This is a genomic window from Candidatus Pelagibacter bacterium nBUS_30 (assembly GCF_051201245.1).
In the GTDB taxonomy this organism is placed as follows: Bacteria; Pseudomonadota; Alphaproteobacteria; order Pelagibacterales; family Pelagibacteraceae; genus Pelagibacter.
On the sequence record NZ_CP172842.1, the window covers coordinates 845,683 to 864,954 of the forward strand.

Below are 19,272 nucleotides of genomic sequence, written 5' to 3' on the forward strand. Positions count from 1 at the left end.
AGAATAATAATCAATATCGCATATGGATAACAAAATTTTAGAAATATTTATTCCAGGTCCTGCTGGAAGACTTGAAGCAAAATATTATAAGAGTAAAAAAAATACATCTCCAATTGCACTAGTCCTACAACCACATCCTCAATACGGAGGAACAATGAATAACAAAGTAGTTGTGGATACTTTTCACACATTTATGGATAACGATTTTTCAGTGTGTAGAGTCAATTTTAGAGGTGTTGGCAAAAGTGATGGTGAGTTTGATAATGGACAAGGTGAACTTGCTGATGCAGCTGCTGCTTTAGATTGGCTAGAAAGAGAAAACTTTGACAACTCACAATGCTGGATATCAGGATTTTCTTTTGGCTCATTAATAGCTATGCAATTATTAATGAGAAGACCAGAGATTAATAGATTTATTGCAATATCACCTCAACCTAATGTTTATGATTTTACTTTTTTGTCTCCATGTCCAACATCTGGTCTTATGATTTATGGTAAGAATGATGAATTGGTACCATTAACATACATTACTGAGCTAGATAAAAGATTAAGTGCTCAAAAAGGAATAAAGGTAGAATTCCAATCAGTTCCTGAATCTAATCATTTTTTTTCAAAAAAAGAAGACGATTTAATCAAAAATCTGGATAAATACATAAAAAAAGAAACTGCTCTTTATTAAAAGTTTTTAACTATTTTTCCACCTACTGTAGGTGTCATGCAGCCAGTTGTTTTTGGATAAGATATAGGTAAATTTAAATATGATCTTATTGCAAGGTAACCAAAAGCTTGAGACTCTATATAATCTCCATTAAAATTATATTTATCTATTAATTCTAAACTTATATTTGTTTTACTTGATAAATAGTTTTTGATGGTTTGGACAAGATAAGTGTTTTTTCTTCCACCTCCGCATAATAAATACTTAATTGGTTTATTATTATTACCATTTGAGTGCTCAATACCCTTTGCTATTAAATAAGCTGTAAAATTTGTAATTGTAGCACATCCATCTTCAAGTGACAAACCTCTTACAAATGAAATATCAAAATCTTTTATGTCTAAAGATTTTTCAAATGAGTCAGTCTTAAAATTATCAATTGATTGATTCAAAATTAATTGATTAACTTTACCTGACTTTGCTATTGCACCATCTTGATCATAGTTATTTTTTGAATTTTTTCTAATCCAGTAATCTATCATGCAATTACCAGGACCAGAGTCGAAAGCTTCTAGGTTTTCTTCTAACTTTTCGTCTTTTTTAATTATTTTGGTAATATTTGAAATCCCACCTATATTAATAAAACACATAGGAAACGTCACTTGATGTTTTTGACTGATATTCTTGGATAATAAATTGTGAAAGATAGGTGTTAATGGAGCTCCTTGGCCTCTTTTTATTAAATCTTCTTTTCTAAAATCATAAACAACATTTTTTTTAATTAATTGAGACATTAACTTGCCATCACCTAGTTGCTTTGAAATTTTTTTTTCAGAATCATGAAAGATTGTTTGGCCATGGAAGCCTATTAGATCAATCTCCTCATTATACTTTAGTGATAACTCATTAATAATTTTACTATGAAATAAAGTAATTTCTTTCTCTACTTCATTAATTTCTTTAGAATATTTCTTTAAATCATCAGCATTTAAAACTAAATTTCTTAAATTGATTAACCGTCTGTATAAACTTGGTTCATACTCATAATATTCATCTAAAATGTTAGTTAAATGATCAATTCCATCAGATCTGATCAAAGATGCATCAACACCATCCATCGAAGTACCGCTCATCAAGCCAATGGCTGTGTATAATTTTTTTTTCATTAATATTCTTTTTAATAAAAATTTGTATATTGTGTGACTATAAACTTATGAATAAATTTTTAAAAGAATTTAAAGATAGAGGTTTCTTTTACCAATGCACAAATGAAGATGAATTATCCAGCTTAATGGATAATGAAAAAATTAAAGCATACATCGGATTTGACTGCACGGCTGAAAGCTTGCATGTTGGTAGCTTATTGCAAATAATGTGCTTAAGATTGCTGCAAAAAAATGGTCATAGACCAATAGTGTTATTGGGTGGAGGAACAACTAGAATCGGAGATCCCTCTGGAAAAGATAAAACTAGAAAAATTTTAAGTGAAGAAGAGATTGAAAAAAATATTAAAAATATTCAAAATATTTTAAAAAAATTCTTAGACAATAACAATCCTAAAACAAAGCCAATTTTTGTTAACAATTATATGTGGCTTAAAAATTTAAATTATATTTCTTTTCTTCGTGATATTGGTAAGCATTTTACAATTAATAGAATGTTAACTTTTGATAGTGTGAAATTAAGATTAGATAGAGAGCAATCTTTAAGCTATATGGAATTTAATTACATGATCTTACAAGCTTATGACTTTCTAGAATTAAATAAAAATGAAAATTGTGTTTTACAAATTGGTGGTTCAGATCAATGGGGAAATATTGTTAATGGTGTAGAGCTTATCAAAAGATATTCTAATAAGCAAAGTTACGGATTAACAACTCCTTTAATCACTTTAGCTAATGGAGCTAAAATGGGTAAATCTGAAAATGGTGCAATATGGTTAGATGAAAAATTACTATCAGCATATGATTACTGGCAATTTTGGAGAAATACCGATGATAGAGATGTTGTAAAATTTTTAAAAATTTTTACTGATCTTGAAAATGATAAGATTGAAAATAAAATTAATATAAACATTAATGACTTAAAAATACTTTTAGCTAACGAGGCAACAAAAATGCTTCATGGCAAAAGAGCTGCTGAAAATTCAGAACAAGCTGCTAAAGAAGCATTTTCAGGAAATTCACTTGGATCAAATTTGCCTTCAATTAAAATTAAAGCTAAAGATTTGGATCAAAGAATTAATATTATTGAACTTGTTGTTCTATCGAAATTGGAAACTTCTAAAAGTGAGATTAGAAGATTAATTAAAGGAAATGCAATTAAGATCAACGATAAAACAATTTCTGACGAAAAACTAATTATCAATAATAAATTATTTAATAATAACTATCTAAAACTTTCTATAGGAAAAAAAAGACATATTAAAATTGAAAAAAATTAGTTTATCTGAATTTTTTCTAGTGTTCTGGTTATGAATCTTGGTGTTAACGTCTTAATAGGGTTAACAGTAGTTTTTAAATCCCTAGATGGTCCTTTAATTTTAAAACTCACTCCAAAAACTCCTTCTCCTACCTTTTTTCCAATTAATAAATCTCCAATCAACGGTATTGAAGCTATTGTTCTATTTATAGTTGTTGCTGGTACCAAGGTCCCTCTTAAGCTAATTAAATTATTAGATTGGATATAACCTTCAATGAGTAACGAAATAGAAGGTCCAATTGCATAAAGCTCTTTAATTGTCATAAGATCTTTGTTGTTTGAAAAGGACATTTCAAAATCAGTAAATCTTATACCCTCACCTGTCAAAAGATCTGCAATTCCCTGTAATGACGCAAGAGATAATAATTTTGCTAGCGCGGGAACTTCTTGTACCTTAAAATTATCAATTATTAGAACTGAATTTGAAATATTATTTTTTTTTGAAGAATAGAAATCTAAATTACCTTCTTCAAATCCTTTTATAAATTTATATCTATCTACAATTGGTTTTGCTCTAGAAGAATTAAAACTGGTAATTTTTTCTCCACTGTCATTAGTACTCACTGTGAAAACTAAATTTCCTTTTGGTTCAAAAAGTGCTGAAATATCAGCATTAAAAACTTCATTATCTTTAAAAAAAAATTTACCTTTTAAGTTTTTTACAATATTTTTTTCATCAATATTAACTTCGTCAAAATTTAAGCTTAAAGTTAAATCTCCTCTGAAAATTTTAGGATCACTATCCTGTTTATTATTGAGTAGACTATCAATCAATTTATTGGCATTAAATAATGCTCCACTAACATGATAATTACTTTTTTGCTTTCGTAGAAGTAAAAGTTGATTTTTTTTATCTTCAGTATCAAAATAATCTAAATCTACTTTATCAACTTTTATAATTAGATTGTCTTTGTCTAATATAAAATTTTCTAATTTAATTTTATTATTTTTTTCTATAATATTAATTTTATTAAAATTAAGTTCATTTTTATCATTATAACTTCCAATAACATTTAATTGTATTTTTGATTTATCTTTTTTATTAAAGTTTAAAAAATCAATATTCAAAGATGTATTTTCCAAATTTGACTTAAAGTTAAAACTATATTTATCTTGAGTTTTTAAGATAGAAAAATTTAACTCATCAAATTCATTTTCCAATTTAATTTTACCAGATCCTTTAATTGATAAATTATCTTTGTTATAATTTATTTCTATTTGTTGATTTTTTAGATCAGTTGTTTTATTTATTTTAGAAAAAAAAGGTTTTAAAAATTCTTGACTTCTCAACTTTAATTCACTTAAATTTATTTTTGAATCTAAGTTAAAAATATTTTTATTATTGGTTATTTTGTACTCTATTTCATCGTAATTATTTTCTAATTTAATTTCTCCTGATCCTTTTAAAGTTAAATCATTATTCTTATATCTTATTTGTATCTTATGATCTTTAAAATTAATCAAATCATTCACATCTGGAAAATAATCATTTAGTAAAATCGGTTTGATATACTCAGAATTGTTAACTTTTATTTCAGATGTTATGTCTAAATTTTTAATTTTTAATTCATTGTCAATATTAAATAAAAATTCATTTTTTGAAGACAAATTAATATTTAGAAAATTAAAATTTTCAAAATTTAAATTTAGTAACTTAAGCAATTCATGATTGATATTGGAATTTTGATTCTGGATATCGCCTTCAAAAAGAAAATCTTTTTTATTTTTTGTTATTTTTAAATTTTTTGAAAAAAAGTTTGTTTTATTTGCTCTAAATTTTAACTCCTTAAAATTAAAAATATCATCTTTAACATCTAAAAAAAAATTAATTTTTTCGAAATTATACTTTTTAAGTAATCCAATTTTTCCATCTATCAAGTATCCACTAATTTTATAATCTTGTTTGATCTCTCCTTTTTCATCAAAATTAAGCTTTATATTAGCTATTACTTGTCCTTTTTTGATTGCTCTTTCTAGAATAAATAATTCTGGCACATTTGTTGATGCTTTTATGAAAGTGACCAAATCTTTTAATAATATAGACCTGGTTGAAAGCTCTAAGCTAGATGAAACAAATACACCCTTGATTAGTGAAATTAATGAAATTTTAGTTTTAATATATTCAAGTTCTAAATTTTTTCCTTTATATAAAATATTGGCACCAATTGTTTTTGCATTAATTTTAAAATTAAAAGGATCTAACGTTAATTTAATTTTTTTTAGTTCAATTTCTAAACCATTATTAACTTTAGTGACTTTTTCTCTAATTTGATTATTGAATTTTTCTGTATCTATGCCTACTAAACTTAAATATAATATTGATGAAATTAATAAAACTATCAATAGTAATGTATATTTTATAATATTTTTTTTCATTTAATTTGATAAAGAGATTGTTCTAAAAAATCATCTAGCTCACCATTTAAAACCTTATCTGGACTTGTGCTTTCAAAGTTAGTTCTATTATCTTTAACAAGTCTGTAAGGTTGTAAAACATAAGATCTTATCTGATGCCCCCACCCAATTTCAGATTTAGAATTTTCAGTATTTTGGTTTTTTTGTTCTTTTTTTTTAATTTCATAATCATATAATCTCGCTTTCAACATATTCATACAAGTATCTTTGTTTTTGTGTTGAGATCTTTCATTTTGACACTGGACTACAATCTTTGATGGTATATGAGTTATTCTTACAGCGCTATCAGTTGTATTAACATGTTGGCCGCCTGCTCCACTAGATCTATAGGTGTCAATTCTTAGATCTTTTTCTATTATTTCAATATTTATATTTTCATTTACCACTGGATATACCCAAATACTTGCAAAACTTGTGTGTCTTCTGGCTCCTGAATCAAATGGAGATATTCTAACTAGTCTATGTATACCTGACTCTTTTTTAAGCCACCCAAATACATAATCCCCTTCTATTTTGATTGTTGAAGATTTTATACCTGCTTCGTCACCTTTGTGCTCACTAATTAAATCTGATTTAAAGTTTTTTTGATCTGCCCATTTTAAATACATCTTTCTCAACATCTCGGCCCAATCTTGACTTTCTGTCCCTCCTGCTCCAGCATGAATTTCTATATAGCAATCAAGAGAGTCTGCCTCGTTTGATAAGAAGCATTTAACCTCATTTTTTTTAGCTGAAACCCTAAGATCTTTTATGCTCTGTAAGATTTCTTTCTGTACTGTTAGATTTTCTTCCTCTAAAGCTAGTTCGCTTAAATCATCTAAATCATCAAGTTTTTCAGTCGTGTCTTTATAAGTATTTAATAAATCTTCATACAATTTTTTTTCTTTAATTGTATTTTTCGAATTAACTTTATCTAGCCAAAAGTTGGCTTCTAACATTTTTGTATTTAATTTTTCAAGCTTTGAATAAATATTATTTTTTTCAAAGATACTCCTTAACTCTTTGATTAATTTTTTCTATTTCTTCTTTGTAATTTTGATATTTATCGTCCATTAATAAAACTTTAGTATATTATTATTGTCTAATCTATCAGAATTTGAGTAAAGTACTTTACCATCAATTACATTTTGACCTTTATATACCTCAATGATTGTGTTTTTTGAGTTAAATTTAGCTTTTTGACCAGTGAGCGGATCTACAACCATCATCACCGTTCCTTTAGCAGCTTTAAAAGGTCTTGCTTCAGATTTTTTAACTACTTTTTTAATAAATTCTTTAAAAATTGGTAATGCTGTTTTCGACCCTGTTTCATATCTTCCTAATGGTTTGGGATTATCTGACCCTACATAAACTCCTATTAATAGATTAGATGTAAAACCAATGAACCATGTGTCAGTGTTATTATTTGTTGTGCCAGTTTTTCCAGCTATATTTAGTTTTAAATCTCTTAATTTTTTAGCCGTTCCTCTTTGCACAACTCCCTCAAGTATAGACGTCATTTGGTAGGCAGTTTGTGGTGAAAATACTTGCTTATAATCATTTTTAATATTTGGATAATCTTTTCCTAAATAAGAAATTTGATCACAATCAATACATTTTCTTTTATCATTGTTAAAAATAGTTTTTCCCTCACTATCTTGAATTCTATCTATTAATATTGGATCAACAAGTTTACCTCCATTTATAAATACAGAGTATGCTGAAGTAAGGTTAAGCAAAGTTGTCTCAGCAGATCCAAGTGAAATTGATAAAAGTTCTTGAGGATTTTTGTATATACCTAATTTTTTGGAAAAATTTATTATTTTTGTAAGACCTAAATCTTGAGCTATTCTTACTGTCATTAAATTTCTTGATTTTTCTAAACCCACCCTAAGTGTTGAAGGTCCATAAAATTTTTTTCCATAATTTTCAGGTTTCCACATTTTCAAATCATCTCCTTGATCTAAAACTATTGGGGCATCTAAAATTAAAGAAGTGGGTGTATAATCATTTTCTAAAGCCATAGCATAAACAAATGGTTTAAATGCAGAACCTGGTTGCCTTAAAGCTTGTGTTGCTCTATTAAATTCACTTTTTTTAAAACTAAAACCACCACTTAAAGCTAAAACTCTACCAGTAAATGGGTCCATAACAATCATTCCACCATTAATTTTAGGTAATTGTTTTAAGCTATAATTGTTATCCTTATTTTTTTTAACATAAATTATGTCTCCAGTTCTTAACAATTGGTTAAATTCTTTTTTTGTCCATGAAATATCTTTGAATTCAATTTTACCGTATAGCTGATCATCCGTTTCTATTTCTGCTGAAAATTTAGTTAATTTCTTTACTATTGCTAGCTGCCAATTAATTGATTTTTCCAAATCAAATTTTTCCAAATTATCTTTCCAGTTTTTTGAATAATTCTTATTAGTTAATGGTCCTCTCCAACCTTTTCTCTGATCATAAGAGATCAAGCCATCTCTAAGGGTTTGAGTTGCAATTTTTTGAAATTCTAAATTAATTGGAGTATTAATGTTAAAACCTTGTTTATAAACTTTATCATAAGTAAAAGTATTAACGACATATTTTCGAACATCTTCAATATAATATTGTGCATCTTCTGAAAAAATTTTTTTCGCTTTATTTAAACTAATTTTTTTATTTTGCAGTTTTTGATATAATCTTAAATCAATATAATTATTATCAAATAAGTTTTTTAATACTAAATTTCTTCTAAATTTTGCTAATTCAATATTTCGGTAAGGATTATATTTACTTGGAGCTTTTGGAAGAGCTGCCAGCAATGCAGCTTCGGCATAATTTAAATCTTTAATTGATTTGTCAAAATATTCTAAACTAGCTGCTGCTACACCATATGCTCCACTACCAAGATAAATTTGATTTAAATATAATTCTAAAATTCTTTGTTTTGACAGTGCTCTTTCTATTCTAAATGCTAAGATTGCTTCTTTAATTTTTCTATTAAGACTCACTTCATTAGTTAATAAAAAATTTTTTGCTACTTGCTGTGTAATAGTTGAAGCACCCTCAAGTCGTTTTGATGAAACTATGTTGGAAATATTGTTAATTAAAGCTCTTATAACACCCTTTGCGTCTACACCTGGATGAGAGAAAAAATTTTTATCTTCGGCTGACAAAAATGAGTTAATTATATTATTTGGGATTGAATTATAAGGAATAAAAATTCTTTTTTCCTTTGAAAAATCTGCAACCAACTTTCCATTACCTGAATATACTTTACTTGAAACAGGAGGCTTGTAATTCTTAAGAAATTTATAATCTGGTATATTATTAGAATATGTCCACAAAACACCAAAAATTAAGATACCTAATAAAATAACCAAGGATAATGCAACAATCAAAATATTTTTAAAAAATTTATTCATTTTGTTTCCATTATATCTTTGAATTTGTTAAAGATAAGGCATGAAAATTAAACAAAATTTTATAAAAAATTAAAATATCAAATGAATCAATCAATAAAACTATTATGGAAAAAAATTTATACATCGATGCATCGCATCCTAACGAAACTAGAGTTGTTCTTAAATCAGGCGACAATATTGAAGATTACGAATACGAAGGTTTAAAAAACAATCTTATTAAAAATAATGTTTATCTTGGAAAAGTAAGCAGAATTGAACCATCTCTTCAAGCTGCTTTTGTAGACTTTGGTAGAAATAGGCATGGATTTTTATCATTTAATGATATTCAATCTGACTATTATCAAATACCAAAAGCAGATTTAGAAAGAATAAAAGAAGAAGAAGAAAAAGCTAGAGAAGAACTTTCTAAAGAAGTTGAGGCAAAAGAAGATGAAAATATTGCTGAAGGTAAACTTGAAATTGATGACCCTATTGAGGTTAAAAAAGAACTTATTGAACAAGATGAAAATAAAGAAGATTTAAGTCATGAAAAAGAAAAGAAAAAAGAAATTAAATTTAGATTTAAAAGATATAAAATCCAAGAAGTTATAAAACCAAATCAAGTTATACTCGTTCAGGTTATTAAAGATGAGAGAGGTCAAAAAGGTGCTGCTCTTAGTACGTTCATTTCAATTGCTGGAAAATATATTGTGTTAATGCCAAATACTCCTAAGGGTGGAGGTATATCAAGAAAAATATTCAATCCAGCTGATCGAAAAAAAATTAGAACTATATTAAACGAAATCGAAATTCCAAAAGAAATGGGCCTAATTGTTAGAACTGCTGGAAGTAATAAAACTAAAAATGAAATTAATAATGACTTAGATACACTTATTAAAACTTGGGGACAAATAAAAGATACCGCTATTAACTCTATAGCTCCATCTTTAATTCATCAAGAAAGTGAAATAATTAAAAGAACATTGAGAGACATGTTTACTGAGGAGACTAAAAATATTATTGTCGAAGGAAATGAGGGTTATAAAAAAACACAAACTTTTATGAAAATGATTATGCCTTCAAGTGTAAAAAAAGTAAAAAAATATAGAGGTAAAATTCCATTGTTTATAGAGGAAAATATTGAACAAAAATTAAATCAGATATTTGATTCTGAAATAAAATTAAAATCTGGAGGATATTTGGTAATTAACCCAACGGAGGCTTTAGTATCAATTGATATAAACTCTGGGAGCTCAATAAAGGGTAAAAATGTTGAAAGTACAGCTTTAGACACAAATATTGAAGCTGCAGAGGAGATTTCAAGACAAATTAAAATAAGAGATTTATCGGGTCTAATTATAATCGATTTTATTGATATGCTTAGCTATGGAAATAGAAGATTGGTCGAAAGAAAACTCAAAGAGAGATGTAGAGCTGACAGGGCAAGAATACAAATTGGAAGAATAAGTAATTTTGGACTTTTAGAAATGTCCAGACAAAGACTAAGAGAAAGTGCAATTAAGTGGAAAGTAACACTTACAGATGAGTCATTTGCTCAAAAATTACTTAAAACTGTTGAATTAAAGGCTGTTATCAACAAAGCAAAATTTGTTGAGTTAAGAGTTTGTGAAAAAATTTCTGATTTTTTAAAAGAAAATTTTGTTGATGATTTAACTTATTTTGAAAAGAAAAATAAAATAACGATTGATATTATTAGTGATCCTTCTCTAATTATACCAGAGTATATAATTAATGTTCAAAACAAATCAAAAAAAACAATTGAACTAATCGAATATTTTGAGAAATTAAAAAATTTAAAATTACAAATTAAAGAAGATAAAATTATTGATAAAAAAGAAACAAAAAAATTTCATAAAAAATCTTTTAAAAAGAAGCCTTATTTTAAGAAAAAATTTACTAAAAAACCAGCTACTATTTAATAATACCTTTTTTGGGTGAAGATGCATTGCCATATAAATATTTATTAATACGTCCAGCTAGAAAAGATTGCCTGCCTGAAATTACAGCATGCTTAAATGCAAGTGCCATACTAAAGGGTTTATTTGCTTTAGCGATTGCAGTATTAACCAAAACTCCATCACAACCTAATTCCATAGCTATGGTCGCGTCAGAAGCTTGCCCCAAACCTGCATCAATTATCAAAGGTAACTTAGTTTGTTTTCTAATAATCTTAATATTTACTTTATTTTGAATACCCAACCCTGAACCAATAGGAGCCGCTAACGGCATTATTGCATCTGCACCAGAATTTTCCAAACGTTTGGCCATTAATGGATCGTCATTACAATAAACCATAACTTTAAATCCTTCTTTCGCAAGAACTTCAGTAGATTTTAAAGTTTCAATCATGTCTGGAAATAAGTTTTGCCTATCACCAAGAACCTCTAATTTTACTAACTTCCAGCCTCCTATTTCTCTCGCTAGTCTAAGAGTTCTTAAAGCTTCTTTTGAATTATAACATCCAGCAGTATTTGGTAGATATGTAATTTTTTTTGGATCAATATAATCCATTAGAAGTGGTTTTTTTTTATCTGTTATATTAACTCTTCTTACTGCAACAGTTACTATTTCTGCTCCAGAGAGTTTAATCGCTTTTGCACACTCAGACATACTCTTGTATTTTCCAGTACCGACAATCAATCTGGAATTAAATTTTTTTTTTGCAACTGTTAATTTATCACTTTTCACTTAACCACCCCCAATAAAATGAACTATTTCAATTTTATCATTTTTTTTTAAATTTATTTTACTAATATTTTTTTTATCTATTATTTCTTGATTAAGTTCAATTGCTACTTTTTTCATAGGAATTTTTAGATTTTTTACTAAATCTGACACGCTATAATTATCAGAAATGGATTTAACTTTACCATTTACTTTAATTTTTATTTTTTTTATTTTTTTCATCGTATATAAGTGTTGAATGAATAATAAAATTATTATCGTTAATGGTCCAAATCTTAATCTATTAGGTGAAAGAGAACAATCACAATATGGATCCACAACCTTTAATGAATTGAAAGAAAATTGTTTAAAAAAATCAAGTGAGATTGGAATTGAGTTAGAATTTACCCAATCAAATATTGAGGGAGAATTAGTGAATTTAATCCAAGATGCTAGAAAAAAATATGATGGCATGATAATCAATGCTGCAGCATTTACTCACACATCAGTTGCAATAAGAGACTCTCTAGATTTGTTTAAAAAACCAATAATTGAGCTACATATTTCAAATATTTATAAAAGAGAGGAATTTAGACATAAATCGCTAATTAGCGATATAGTAACAGGTGGAATTTTTGGCTTAGGAGTAGAAGGTTATATTTTGGCCATAATTTCAATACAAAAGATTCTAACAAATGAAAATAGATAAAAATATTATTAAAGAATTAAGCAATTATTTAGATGAGTTTAATCTCACTGAAATAGAAATTACTGAAAAAGACACTAAGATTAAAGTTTCGAAAAATAATGTGTCTATAAGTAATCAACCAACAATGACAACCTCACCCTTAAGTATTCAAAATGATACTGTTTCAACAAAGGCGAGTGTTAAATCAGGAATAGAAATTACTTCACCGATTATAGGTACCGCATATCACTCACCAGAACCTGGAGCAAAAAAATTTGCTGAAGTAGGAAAAAAAATTAAGAAAGGTGATACTATAATGATAGTTGAAGCAATGAAAACAATGAACCATGTTCCTTCAACTGCTGATGGTATTGTAAAAGAAATTTGTGTTGAAGACGGTCATCCTGTTGAGTTTGGTCAGACTATTATTATTCTAGAATAAAAATAATGTTTAAAAAAATTTTAATTGCGAACCGTGGGGAAATTGCAGTTAGAATTATTCGTGCTTGTAAAGAATGGGGGATTCCAACTGTAGCTGTTCACTCCGATGTAGATAGAGAAAGTATGCATGTAAGAATGGCAGATGAAAGTGTTTGTATTGGATCTCATCAACCTGCTAACAGCTATCTAAATATACCTAATTTAATGTCTGCAATCGAGCTAACTGACGCAGATGCAGTTCATCCAGGATATGGTTTTTTATCTGAAAATGCAAATTTTGCCAAAATTCTTGAAGATAATAAGATAAGTTTTATTGGTGCATCTTCAAAACATATCAAAATGATGGGTGATAAAATTCAAGCTAAAAAAATCGCTAAAGAAAATGGATTGCCAGTAATAGAAGGTTCTGAGGGTGGTGTTACTAATGTAAAGCAAGCTAAAGAATTATGTAAAAAAATTGGATTTCCTGTTTTAATTAAAGCTTCAGGTGGTGGTGGTGGAAAAGGTATGAAAATAGTTTACAAAGAAGAAGAATTTGAAACTTTATTTTCCACTGCTAAATCAGAAGCACAAAAATATTTTGGAAATGATGAGGTTTATATTGAAAAATTTTTCCAAAACCCCAGACATATTGAGGTTCAAATTTTAGCAGGTAAGAATAATGTTGTTCATCTTCACGAGAGAGATTGTTCTGTTCAAAGAAGACACCAAAAATTGATTGAAGAGACACCAAGCCCTGTTTTAAATAATGAAATAAGAAAAGATTTGTTTGAAAGAACGGTTAAAATGGTAGCTAAAATAGGTTACATGGGTGCAGGGACTGTAGAGTTTATTTATGAGGATGGAAAATTTTACTTTCTAGAAATGAATACGAGAGTACAAGTTGAACATCCTGTAACTGAAATGGTTACGGGAATAGATATAATTAAAGAACAAATTTGGATTGCCTTTTCTGGAGAAACAGCACTTAAACAAAGTGATATTAATCCAAGGGGACATGCAATTGAATGTAGAATTAATGCTGAAGATGCAAGTAGAAATTTTCAACCATCGCCTGGTACCATAACTATGTGTCATCAACCATCAGGCTTTAGAACAAGAGTGGATGGAGCTATATTTCAGGGTTACAAAGTAACTCCTTATTATGACAGTATGGTATGTAAGTTGATTTGTCATGGAAGAAATAGAACTGAGGCTATTCAAAGAATGAATAGATCCTTAGACGAATTTGTAATTGAAGGGATAACGACAACCATTCCACTTCATAAAAAATTATTAAGCCACAAAAAATTTGTTAATTCTGACTTTAATGTTAGCTGGCTGGATAATGATAGTATTGTTTAATAACAATTTGTAAGCCAAACATCATAGACTGGATGATCAAAGGGTGTTATTGAAGGACTAGAGGAAAACATCCACCCGTTGAACACAAATACTTCATCATTATTATCATCAGTCAAATCTTTAACTTGTATATAAGCAGTAATTTCAGGATTATCATCAAATTCTGAATTTTTGCACTTTAAGCTTTTTATAGACAAGTCTTTAAATACAATTAATTCTCCATTCTTTAATTTAACTAAAGTATTTTTTGAACTTATTTTATCTAATATTTTTAGATCTGTAAAAGTACCCTCTAAATTACTTTGAGAAATTGAGAGATTAGTAAGAAAAAAGTAAGTTACAAAACAAAAAATAAATAATTTTATTTTATTCTTTCCAGCTAGAATATTTTTTTTTAATACCATCTTTATTTTTGTTTGGATAATAAGCGTCTACAGTTCCTGTTAAGTTAGCTTGGTGTGGCTTTTGCCAATTATATTTTTCAAGATTATGATTTTTTTCAATTCTATTGGGTGTAAAATGCATCCATGAATACCACTCAACTGGTATTTTTGATGCATCAACCGAGTCTGCATAAATAATCCATCTTTTACCTTTTTTGCTTTCATAATATTTATTACCTTGCGTATCACTACCTACAAACTTTCCAAAAAAAATAGTTTTTAACATTGTGCCAAAAGTATCTTGATTCCACCAAGTGAAAATTTTCTTTAAAAGTGTCAACATAAAATATTTTTATTTTTTCAATTAAAAATTGTATAATTTAAATTAGACTAAAATATGAATTTGTATATAAATTAAATTAATCATTGTACAAATTAATTTTTAAATTGAGGTCAAATGGCAAAATATTTAGTTGAGACTTATTACACATGCACTTTTAAAGTTAATCATTACTTAGATGATATTAACGAAACTGAGTTAAAAAACCTTGAAAAAAGAGATGATGGTAAATTTGAAGTTTTAGATGTCAAGTTAGATAATCGAAAAACTAAAAACCTTGACCCAAATAATAATAAAGTTATTGAAAATAAAAAAGTTGAGATGATGGCCGAAAAAAACCAACCAATTTCTCAAAATAAAGAAAATATAATATCAAATTTAAACAAAACTTCAGAGAGAGGCGGAAGAAGATTTGGTATGCCAGATAGAAGAAAAGGTTATATTCAAAAAGCAACAATAGGAAACCACAAGGTTTACCTGCATACTGGTGAATATGAAGATGGTAAAATAGGTGAAATTTTTATTGATACTAGCAAAGAGGGTGAACTAGTAAAAGCATTGATGAACAATTTCGCGATAGCAGTATCTTTAGGTCTTCAATATGGTGTGCCTTTAGATGAATTTATCAGTGCATTTGTTGGTACAAAATTTGAACCATCAGGAAAAGTTCATGGAAATGATAGAATATTAAGTGCAAGTTCAATATTAGATTATATTTTTAGGGAACTAGCAATTTCTTATCAAAATAGAGAAGATCTAGCACACACACCTTCTATTGGTGGGAGTGATACAAATGCTAATGATGAACCTCAATCAGAGGATCAAAATCAATTGCTAAAAATTGTTAAAGATATAACGAGCAAAGGATTTGTAAGAAATAATTACAAAAAAAATCTTGTAGATTTATCTGATGTTAAAATAAGTCTCAAAGGTAAGAAGTAAGTTTATTTTTTTGTTTTTAAAGAAATATTAAGCTCTTTAAGCTGTTCTTCTGGAACATCTGATGGCGCTTTCATCATTAAATCCTGTGCATTTTGATTCATTGGAAACATCGTAACTTCTCTAATATTTTTTTCATTTGCTAACAACATTACAATTCTATCTATACCAGGGGCTATTCCACCATGAGGTGGAGCTCCATAACTTAAAGCATTTATCATTCCACTAAATTTTTCATCAACTTGATCTTTATTATAACCAGCAATAGAGAAAAGCTTATACATAAGCTCTGGTTTATGATTTCTTATTGCCCCTGACGAAAGCTCAATACCATTACAAACAATGTCATATTGATAAGCCAATATATCCAAAGGATTTTTAAATTTTTCTTCATCTAAAATACCTTGTGGCATAGAAAAAGGATTGTGACTAAACTCAATTTTATTAGTCATCACATTTTTTTCAAACATTGGGTAGTCAACAATCCAACAAAATGCAAAAATATTCTCATCAATTAAATCTAAATCTTTTGCAATTTTATCTCTTGCTTGAGAAGTAATTTTTTCTAGATCATTTTGCTTACTGCATGCCATGAAAATACTATCTCCTACCTCAGAATTTGTTTTTTTCATTATCTCCAACAAAGCATCTTTAGAAAAAAATTTTCCTATAGGTCCTTTTGCGGATAGATCTCCATCATTTTCAAAAGTAAAATAAGCTAATCCTGATGCACCTTGTTCTTTTGCCCATTTATCAATATTATCAAAAAAACTTCTTGGCTTATCTTTCGTATTCTTGGTTGATATGCATCTAACTTTGGAACCAGATTTTACAAGTTTTTTAAAAATTTCAAACGATACATCGTCTCGATCAAAAATATATGTTATGTCATTTATAATCAAAGGATTTCTTAAATCAGGTTTATCACTCCCATATTTTAACATCGAGTCTGCATAAGAGATCTTAGGAAATTTATCATACATTAATTTTTTGTTAGAAAATTTTTTAAAAGTATTGACCAATAAAGACTCAACTATATTAAAAACGTCTTCTTGCTCAACAAAAGACATTTCTAAATCTAATTGGTAAAATTCCCCTGGACTTCTGTCTGCTCTTGCATCCTCGTCTCTAAAGCATGGTGCAATTTGAAAATATTTATCAAAACCGGAAACCATAATTAATTGTTTAAATTGCTGAGGAGCTTGAGGCAATGCATAAAATTTACCAGGATTTAATCTGCTTGGAACTAGAAAGTCTCTAGCACCTTCAGGGCTTGATGAAGTTAATATTGGGGTTTGAAATTCTAAAAAACCAAGTTTTGTCATTTCATTTCTAATATATGAAATTACTTGTGATCTTAAAATTATGTTTTCATGAATTTTTTTTCTTCTTAAATCTAAAAATCTGTATTTTAATCTAATCTCTTCCGCATATTCCTGATCACTAAATACGGGCATTGGCAGCTCTTTACAAGTTCCTAATATTTCAAATTTATTTATTAGTACCTCAACTTCTCCAGTTTCAATATCTTTATTAATCGTTTCATTCGAACGGTTGATAACTTTTCCATTAACTTTTATAACTGTTTCTAATTGAATTTTTTCTAGCTCTGAAAAATTTTTGTTTCCTTTATCGATAATACACTGGGTGATTCCGTAATTATCCCTAAGATCAATAAATAGAAGGTTACCGTGATCTCTTTTTTTGTTAATCCATCCAGATATAGAAATCTCTCTATCTATGTCTTCTTTTCTTAATTCACTGCAGTTATGAGTTCTATATTTATTCAATTATTCTCCTAAAGCCTCTCTAATAATTTTAAAATCGATTGGCTTTCTTCTTTTTAAACTAATATTGTCGATTTTATATATGAATTCAAAAATTTTGCCATAGGATCTATCAATTCTTTTAACAATAAAATCTATTAATTTCTTATCTATAGATATTTGACGATCTGATAGATTTTTAAGTATTAATGCAAACATAAGATCATCACCTGGTTTTTCTAAAGCAGATAATAGGAAATTTTTAGATCTAGAATTTAGATCATTCAATCCAAATTTAAAATTAACAATAGGTTTGATTGTAGTTACAATTAGAAATTTATTATCCTGTTCTATATTATTCAATAGTGTAAAAAAAATATTCTCATCAATATTTTTATTTAGATTTTCAATGACAATATTTTCATAAATTTTAATATCTTTTAAAGATTGATTATTGATCTGATCTGCTTCAATTTTAATTCCATTGAATTTTTCTAAAAATATATTTACTAAATGAGTTTTTCCAGAGAATTTTTCACCAAATAAGTTTATAAAATTTTTTTCCCATATAGGCCAACTATTTAATAATTTAAAAGAATATTCGTTACTTTTAGAAACATAAAAATCTTGATCTTTAAAGTTTTGCTCATGATCAAAATTTAATATTAATTGATTTAAATTGTTCATTTTATAGACCACGTTTGATTTTGAGTATCAAATTCATAATTTTTATTTTTCATAATTTTAATAAAATAATCTGGAGAACCATTAAATATTATTTTATAAATATTACTTTTATTGTTAAATTTGAAAATACTAAAATCATAAACTAAATCTACATCAGATAATGTCTCTTCAAATTTAGATACTTTAGTATTATCGTGATTATCAATTGAGATAGTTAAAGATAGTTTAACAGAAGTATTAATTTCATTTTTTGATTTCCAATAATTTTCAAATATAGATTTCAAATTTTCTGTAAATTGCTCAACATTATTATCATCATTAAAAGCTATTTTTTCAAATCTTAGATTTTTTAGATCTTCTTTTTCATTAAAATTGATTTTATTTAACACTCTAATTTCTTTATTATTTTTAAAAATAATGGTTATAATATAATCACTTAAGTTATATTTTTTAATTATTTCTTTGAAATCATAGTTTTCTAAATTTTTTGAATTAGCTTTTATTAAATCAAAATCATCAAGATCTTCTGCAGGTAAAACATAATTTAATAAATGATATTTTTTAATATTTAAATTCCACCTATTAAATAAATTGCTTTCAGAAAACATCAAAATTTCATTTTTTTCTTCATCCACAATAATTGGTATGAAAAGGATATTTTTTTTTATTGGTAAAGATGGAAATATATTTTTGCTTTCCAGAAAATTGAATATTTTTTTTTTATTAAAAGAAACGTTTAATGTTAAATAATAAATTTCATCAACAAATTTTTCTTCCTTAATTGAAAAAGTTTCAATCATACTTTTAATTTCACCTAAGGATGTTTTATTAAGTTTTTTTTGATTTTCTATTTGAACAATAGATAAAATTAGTTGAGTAAAAGCTTTAGTAAAACTTTTGTCAATTATCTCATTTTTGTCAAAATTTATCTCAAATGGGGTAGAAATCTCAATATCTTCTATAGAAAATGTCTTTGCATGAATAATATCTGTGGAAAAAAAAATATTTACCAAAGCAAGAATGCAAAAATGAATATATAATTTCTTAAAAAAATAATATTTAAAATTTAATTTCATA

18 protein-coding genes are annotated in these 19,272 nt (G+C 27.0%); 7 read left to right on the top strand and 11 right to left on the bottom strand.

All coding sequences use genetic code 11. The features are described 5' to 3' along the window. The first annotated feature begins 34 nt into the window (after positions 1-34). Positions 35-679, top strand: a complete 645-nt coding sequence (locus ACIJYE_RS04655) for an alpha/beta hydrolase (protein ID WP_435091265.1) — start codon at positions 35-37, stop codon at positions 677-679. Here the strand turns inward: ACIJYE_RS04655 and ACIJYE_RS04660 are convergent. Continuing rightward, the gene (locus tag ACIJYE_RS04660) at positions 676-1,824 is read right to left on the bottom strand and encodes an anhydro-N-acetylmuramic acid kinase (protein WP_435089605.1); all 1,149 of its coding nucleotides are present in this window, start codon (positions 1,822-1,824) and stop codon (positions 676-678) included. The genes ACIJYE_RS04655 and ACIJYE_RS04660 overlap by 4 nt on opposite strands. Before the next feature lie 47 nt (positions 1,825-1,871). Between ACIJYE_RS04660 and tyrS the strand changes: the two genes are divergently transcribed. Beyond that, on the top strand, positions 1,872-3,101 hold the full coding sequence (gene tyrS / locus ACIJYE_RS04665) for a tyrosine--tRNA ligase (RefSeq protein WP_435089607.1): 1,230 nt from the start codon (positions 1,872-1,874) through the stop codon (positions 3,099-3,101). On the opposite strand, the gene ACIJYE_RS04670 is transcribed toward tyrS, so the two are convergent. Genes ACIJYE_RS04670 through ACIJYE_RS04680 form a run of 3 tightly spaced genes read right to left on the bottom strand, consistent with a single transcriptional unit; the run spans position 3,098 to position 8,943 of the window. Continuing rightward, positions 3,098-5,515, bottom strand: coding sequence for a hypothetical protein (locus ACIJYE_RS04670; RefSeq protein ID WP_435089608.1), 2,418 nt, complete (start codon positions 5,513-5,515; stop codon positions 3,098-3,100). The genes tyrS and ACIJYE_RS04670 overlap by 4 nt on opposite strands. Next, positions 5,512-6,561 carry a peptide chain release factor 2 gene (gene prfB / locus ACIJYE_RS04675; RefSeq protein WP_435091268.1) on the bottom strand — a complete coding sequence of 350 codons (1,050 nt, stop codon included), beginning with the start codon at positions 6,559-6,561 and terminating at the stop codon, positions 5,512-5,514. Before prfB ends, ACIJYE_RS04670 begins: the two co-directional genes overlap by 4 nt. 45 nt (positions 6,562-6,606) lie before the next feature. Further along, positions 6,607-8,943: a penicillin-binding protein 1A gene (locus ACIJYE_RS04680; protein WP_435089610.1), complete on the bottom strand. Its 2,337-nt coding sequence runs from the start codon at positions 8,941-8,943 to the stop codon at positions 6,607-6,609. 104 nt (positions 8,944-9,047) lie between these two features. On the opposite strand from ACIJYE_RS04680, the gene ACIJYE_RS04685 reads away from it, so the two are divergent. Further along, positions 9,048-10,862: an Rne/Rng family ribonuclease gene (locus ACIJYE_RS04685; protein ID WP_435089611.1), complete on the top strand. Its 1,815-nt coding sequence runs from the start codon at positions 9,048-9,050 to the stop codon at positions 10,860-10,862. Here ACIJYE_RS04685 and ACIJYE_RS04690 read toward each other — a convergent pair. Further along, positions 10,855-11,631 carry a thiazole synthase gene (locus tag ACIJYE_RS04690; protein ID WP_435089613.1) on the bottom strand — a complete coding sequence of 259 codons (777 nt, stop codon included), beginning with the start codon at positions 11,629-11,631 and terminating at the stop codon, positions 10,855-10,857. The genes ACIJYE_RS04685 and ACIJYE_RS04690 overlap by 8 nt on opposite strands. Beyond that, on the bottom strand, positions 11,632-11,850 hold the full coding sequence (gene thiS, locus ACIJYE_RS04695; RefSeq protein WP_435089615.1) for a sulfur carrier protein ThiS: 219 nt from the start codon (positions 11,848-11,850) through the stop codon (positions 11,632-11,634). It abuts the gene before it with no gap. Between the two features lie 16 nt (positions 11,851-11,866). Between thiS and aroQ the strand changes: the two genes are divergently transcribed. Genes aroQ through accC form a run of 3 tightly spaced genes read left to right on the top strand, consistent with a single transcriptional unit; the run spans position 11,867 to position 14,080 of the window. Then, positions 11,867-12,316 (top strand): type II 3-dehydroquinate dehydratase, encoded by a 450-nt coding sequence (gene aroQ / locus ACIJYE_RS04700; RefSeq protein WP_435089618.1) that lies wholly within the window; start codon positions 11,867-11,869, stop codon positions 12,314-12,316. Then, the gene (locus ACIJYE_RS04705; RefSeq protein ID WP_435089620.1) at positions 12,303-12,737 is read left to right on the top strand and encodes an acetyl-CoA carboxylase biotin carboxyl carrier protein; all 435 of its coding nucleotides are present in this window, start codon (positions 12,303-12,305) and stop codon (positions 12,735-12,737) included. Before aroQ ends, ACIJYE_RS04705 begins: the two co-directional genes overlap by 14 nt. A gap of 5 nt (positions 12,738-12,742) precedes the next feature. After that, positions 12,743-14,080 (top strand): acetyl-CoA carboxylase biotin carboxylase subunit, encoded by a 1,338-nt coding sequence (gene accC, locus ACIJYE_RS04710; RefSeq protein ID WP_435089622.1) that lies wholly within the window; start codon positions 12,743-12,745, stop codon positions 14,078-14,080. On the opposite strand, the gene ACIJYE_RS04715 is transcribed toward accC, so the two are convergent. Together ACIJYE_RS04715 and ACIJYE_RS04720 are read right to left on the bottom strand one after the other, a co-directional pair. Then, complete coding sequence (locus ACIJYE_RS04715; protein WP_435089623.1) at positions 14,077-14,484, bottom strand: DUF2155 domain-containing protein; 408 nt, start codon at positions 14,482-14,484, stop codon at positions 14,077-14,079. The two genes, accC and ACIJYE_RS04715, sit on opposite strands and share 4 nt — an antisense overlap. Further along, positions 14,447-14,806, bottom strand: coding sequence for an NADH-ubiquinone oxidoreductase subunit NDUFA12 family protein (locus tag ACIJYE_RS04720; RefSeq protein WP_435089625.1), 360 nt, complete (start codon positions 14,804-14,806; stop codon positions 14,447-14,449). The genes ACIJYE_RS04715 and ACIJYE_RS04720 overlap by 38 nt, the downstream gene beginning before the upstream one ends. 114 nt (positions 14,807-14,920) lie before the next feature. Here ACIJYE_RS04720 and ACIJYE_RS04725 point away from each other — a divergent pair, with 114 nt between their 5' ends. Next, a complete protein-coding gene (locus tag ACIJYE_RS04725) occupies positions 14,921-15,745 on the top strand; it encodes a ribonucleotide reductase (protein WP_435089627.1) in 825 nt (274 codons plus the stop codon). Positions 15,746-15,747: 2 nt separating this feature from the next. Here the strand turns inward: ACIJYE_RS04725 and aspS are convergent, their stop codons facing one another. The 3 genes from aspS to ACIJYE_RS04740 are packed head-to-tail and all read right to left on the bottom strand — an operon-like array spanning position 15,748 to position 19,271. After that, a complete protein-coding gene (gene aspS / locus ACIJYE_RS04730; RefSeq protein ID WP_435089629.1) occupies positions 15,748-17,532 on the bottom strand; it encodes an aspartate--tRNA ligase in 1,785 nt (594 codons plus the stop codon). Then, entirely contained in the window at positions 17,533-18,195 is a 663-nt protein-coding gene (locus ACIJYE_RS04735) for a DNA replication protein (protein ID WP_435089630.1), read from the bottom strand. Next, positions 18,192-19,271 carry a hypothetical protein gene (locus ACIJYE_RS04740; RefSeq protein WP_435089631.1) on the bottom strand — a complete coding sequence of 360 codons (1,080 nt, stop codon included), beginning with the start codon at positions 19,269-19,271 and terminating at the stop codon, positions 18,192-18,194. Before ACIJYE_RS04740 ends, ACIJYE_RS04735 begins: the two co-directional genes overlap by 4 nt. Position 19,272 lies beyond the last annotated feature (1 nt).

Coding starts and splice junctions, on each gene's coding strand:
- ACIJYE_RS04660 (WP_435089605.1), bottom strand. CDS start 1,824: ATGAAAAAAAAATTATACACAGCCATTGGCTTGATGAGCGGTACTTCG.
- ACIJYE_RS04685 (WP_435089611.1), top strand. CDS start 9,048: ATGGAAAAAAATTTATACATCGATGCATCGCATCCTAACGAAACTAGA.
- ACIJYE_RS04670 (WP_435089608.1), bottom strand. CDS start 5,515: ATGAAAAAAAATATTATAAAATATACATTACTATTGATAGTTTTATTA.
- ACIJYE_RS04725 (WP_435089627.1), top strand. CDS start 14,921: ATGGCAAAATATTTAGTTGAGACTTATTACACATGCACTTTTAAAGTT.
- accC (WP_435089622.1), top strand. CDS start 12,743: ATGTTTAAAAAAATTTTAATTGCGAACCGTGGGGAAATTGCAGTTAGA.
- ACIJYE_RS04715 (WP_435089623.1), bottom strand. CDS start 14,484: ATGGTATTAAAAAAAAATATTCTAGCTGGAAAGAATAAAATAAAATTA.
- ACIJYE_RS04705 (WP_435089620.1), top strand. CDS start 12,303: ATGAAAATAGATAAAAATATTATTAAAGAATTAAGCAATTATTTAGAT.
- tyrS (WP_435089607.1), top strand. CDS start 1,872: ATGAATAAATTTTTAAAAGAATTTAAAGATAGAGGTTTCTTTTACCAA.
- thiS (WP_435089615.1), bottom strand. CDS start 11,850: ATGAAAAAAATAAAAAAAATAAAAATTAAAGTAAATGGTAAAGTTAAA.
- ACIJYE_RS04740 (WP_435089631.1), bottom strand. CDS start 19,271: ATGAAATTAAATTTTAAATATTATTTTTTTAAGAAATTATATATTCAT.
- ACIJYE_RS04720 (WP_435089625.1), bottom strand. CDS start 14,806: ATGTTGACACTTTTAAAGAAAATTTTCACTTGGTGGAATCAAGATACT.
- aroQ (WP_435089618.1), top strand. CDS start 11,867: ATGAATAATAAAATTATTATCGTTAATGGTCCAAATCTTAATCTATTA.
- ACIJYE_RS04735 (WP_435089630.1), bottom strand. CDS start 18,195: ATGAACAATTTAAATCAATTAATATTAAATTTTGATCATGAGCAAAAC.
- ACIJYE_RS04680 (WP_435089610.1), bottom strand. CDS start 8,943: ATGAATAAATTTTTTAAAAATATTTTGATTGTTGCATTATCCTTGGTT.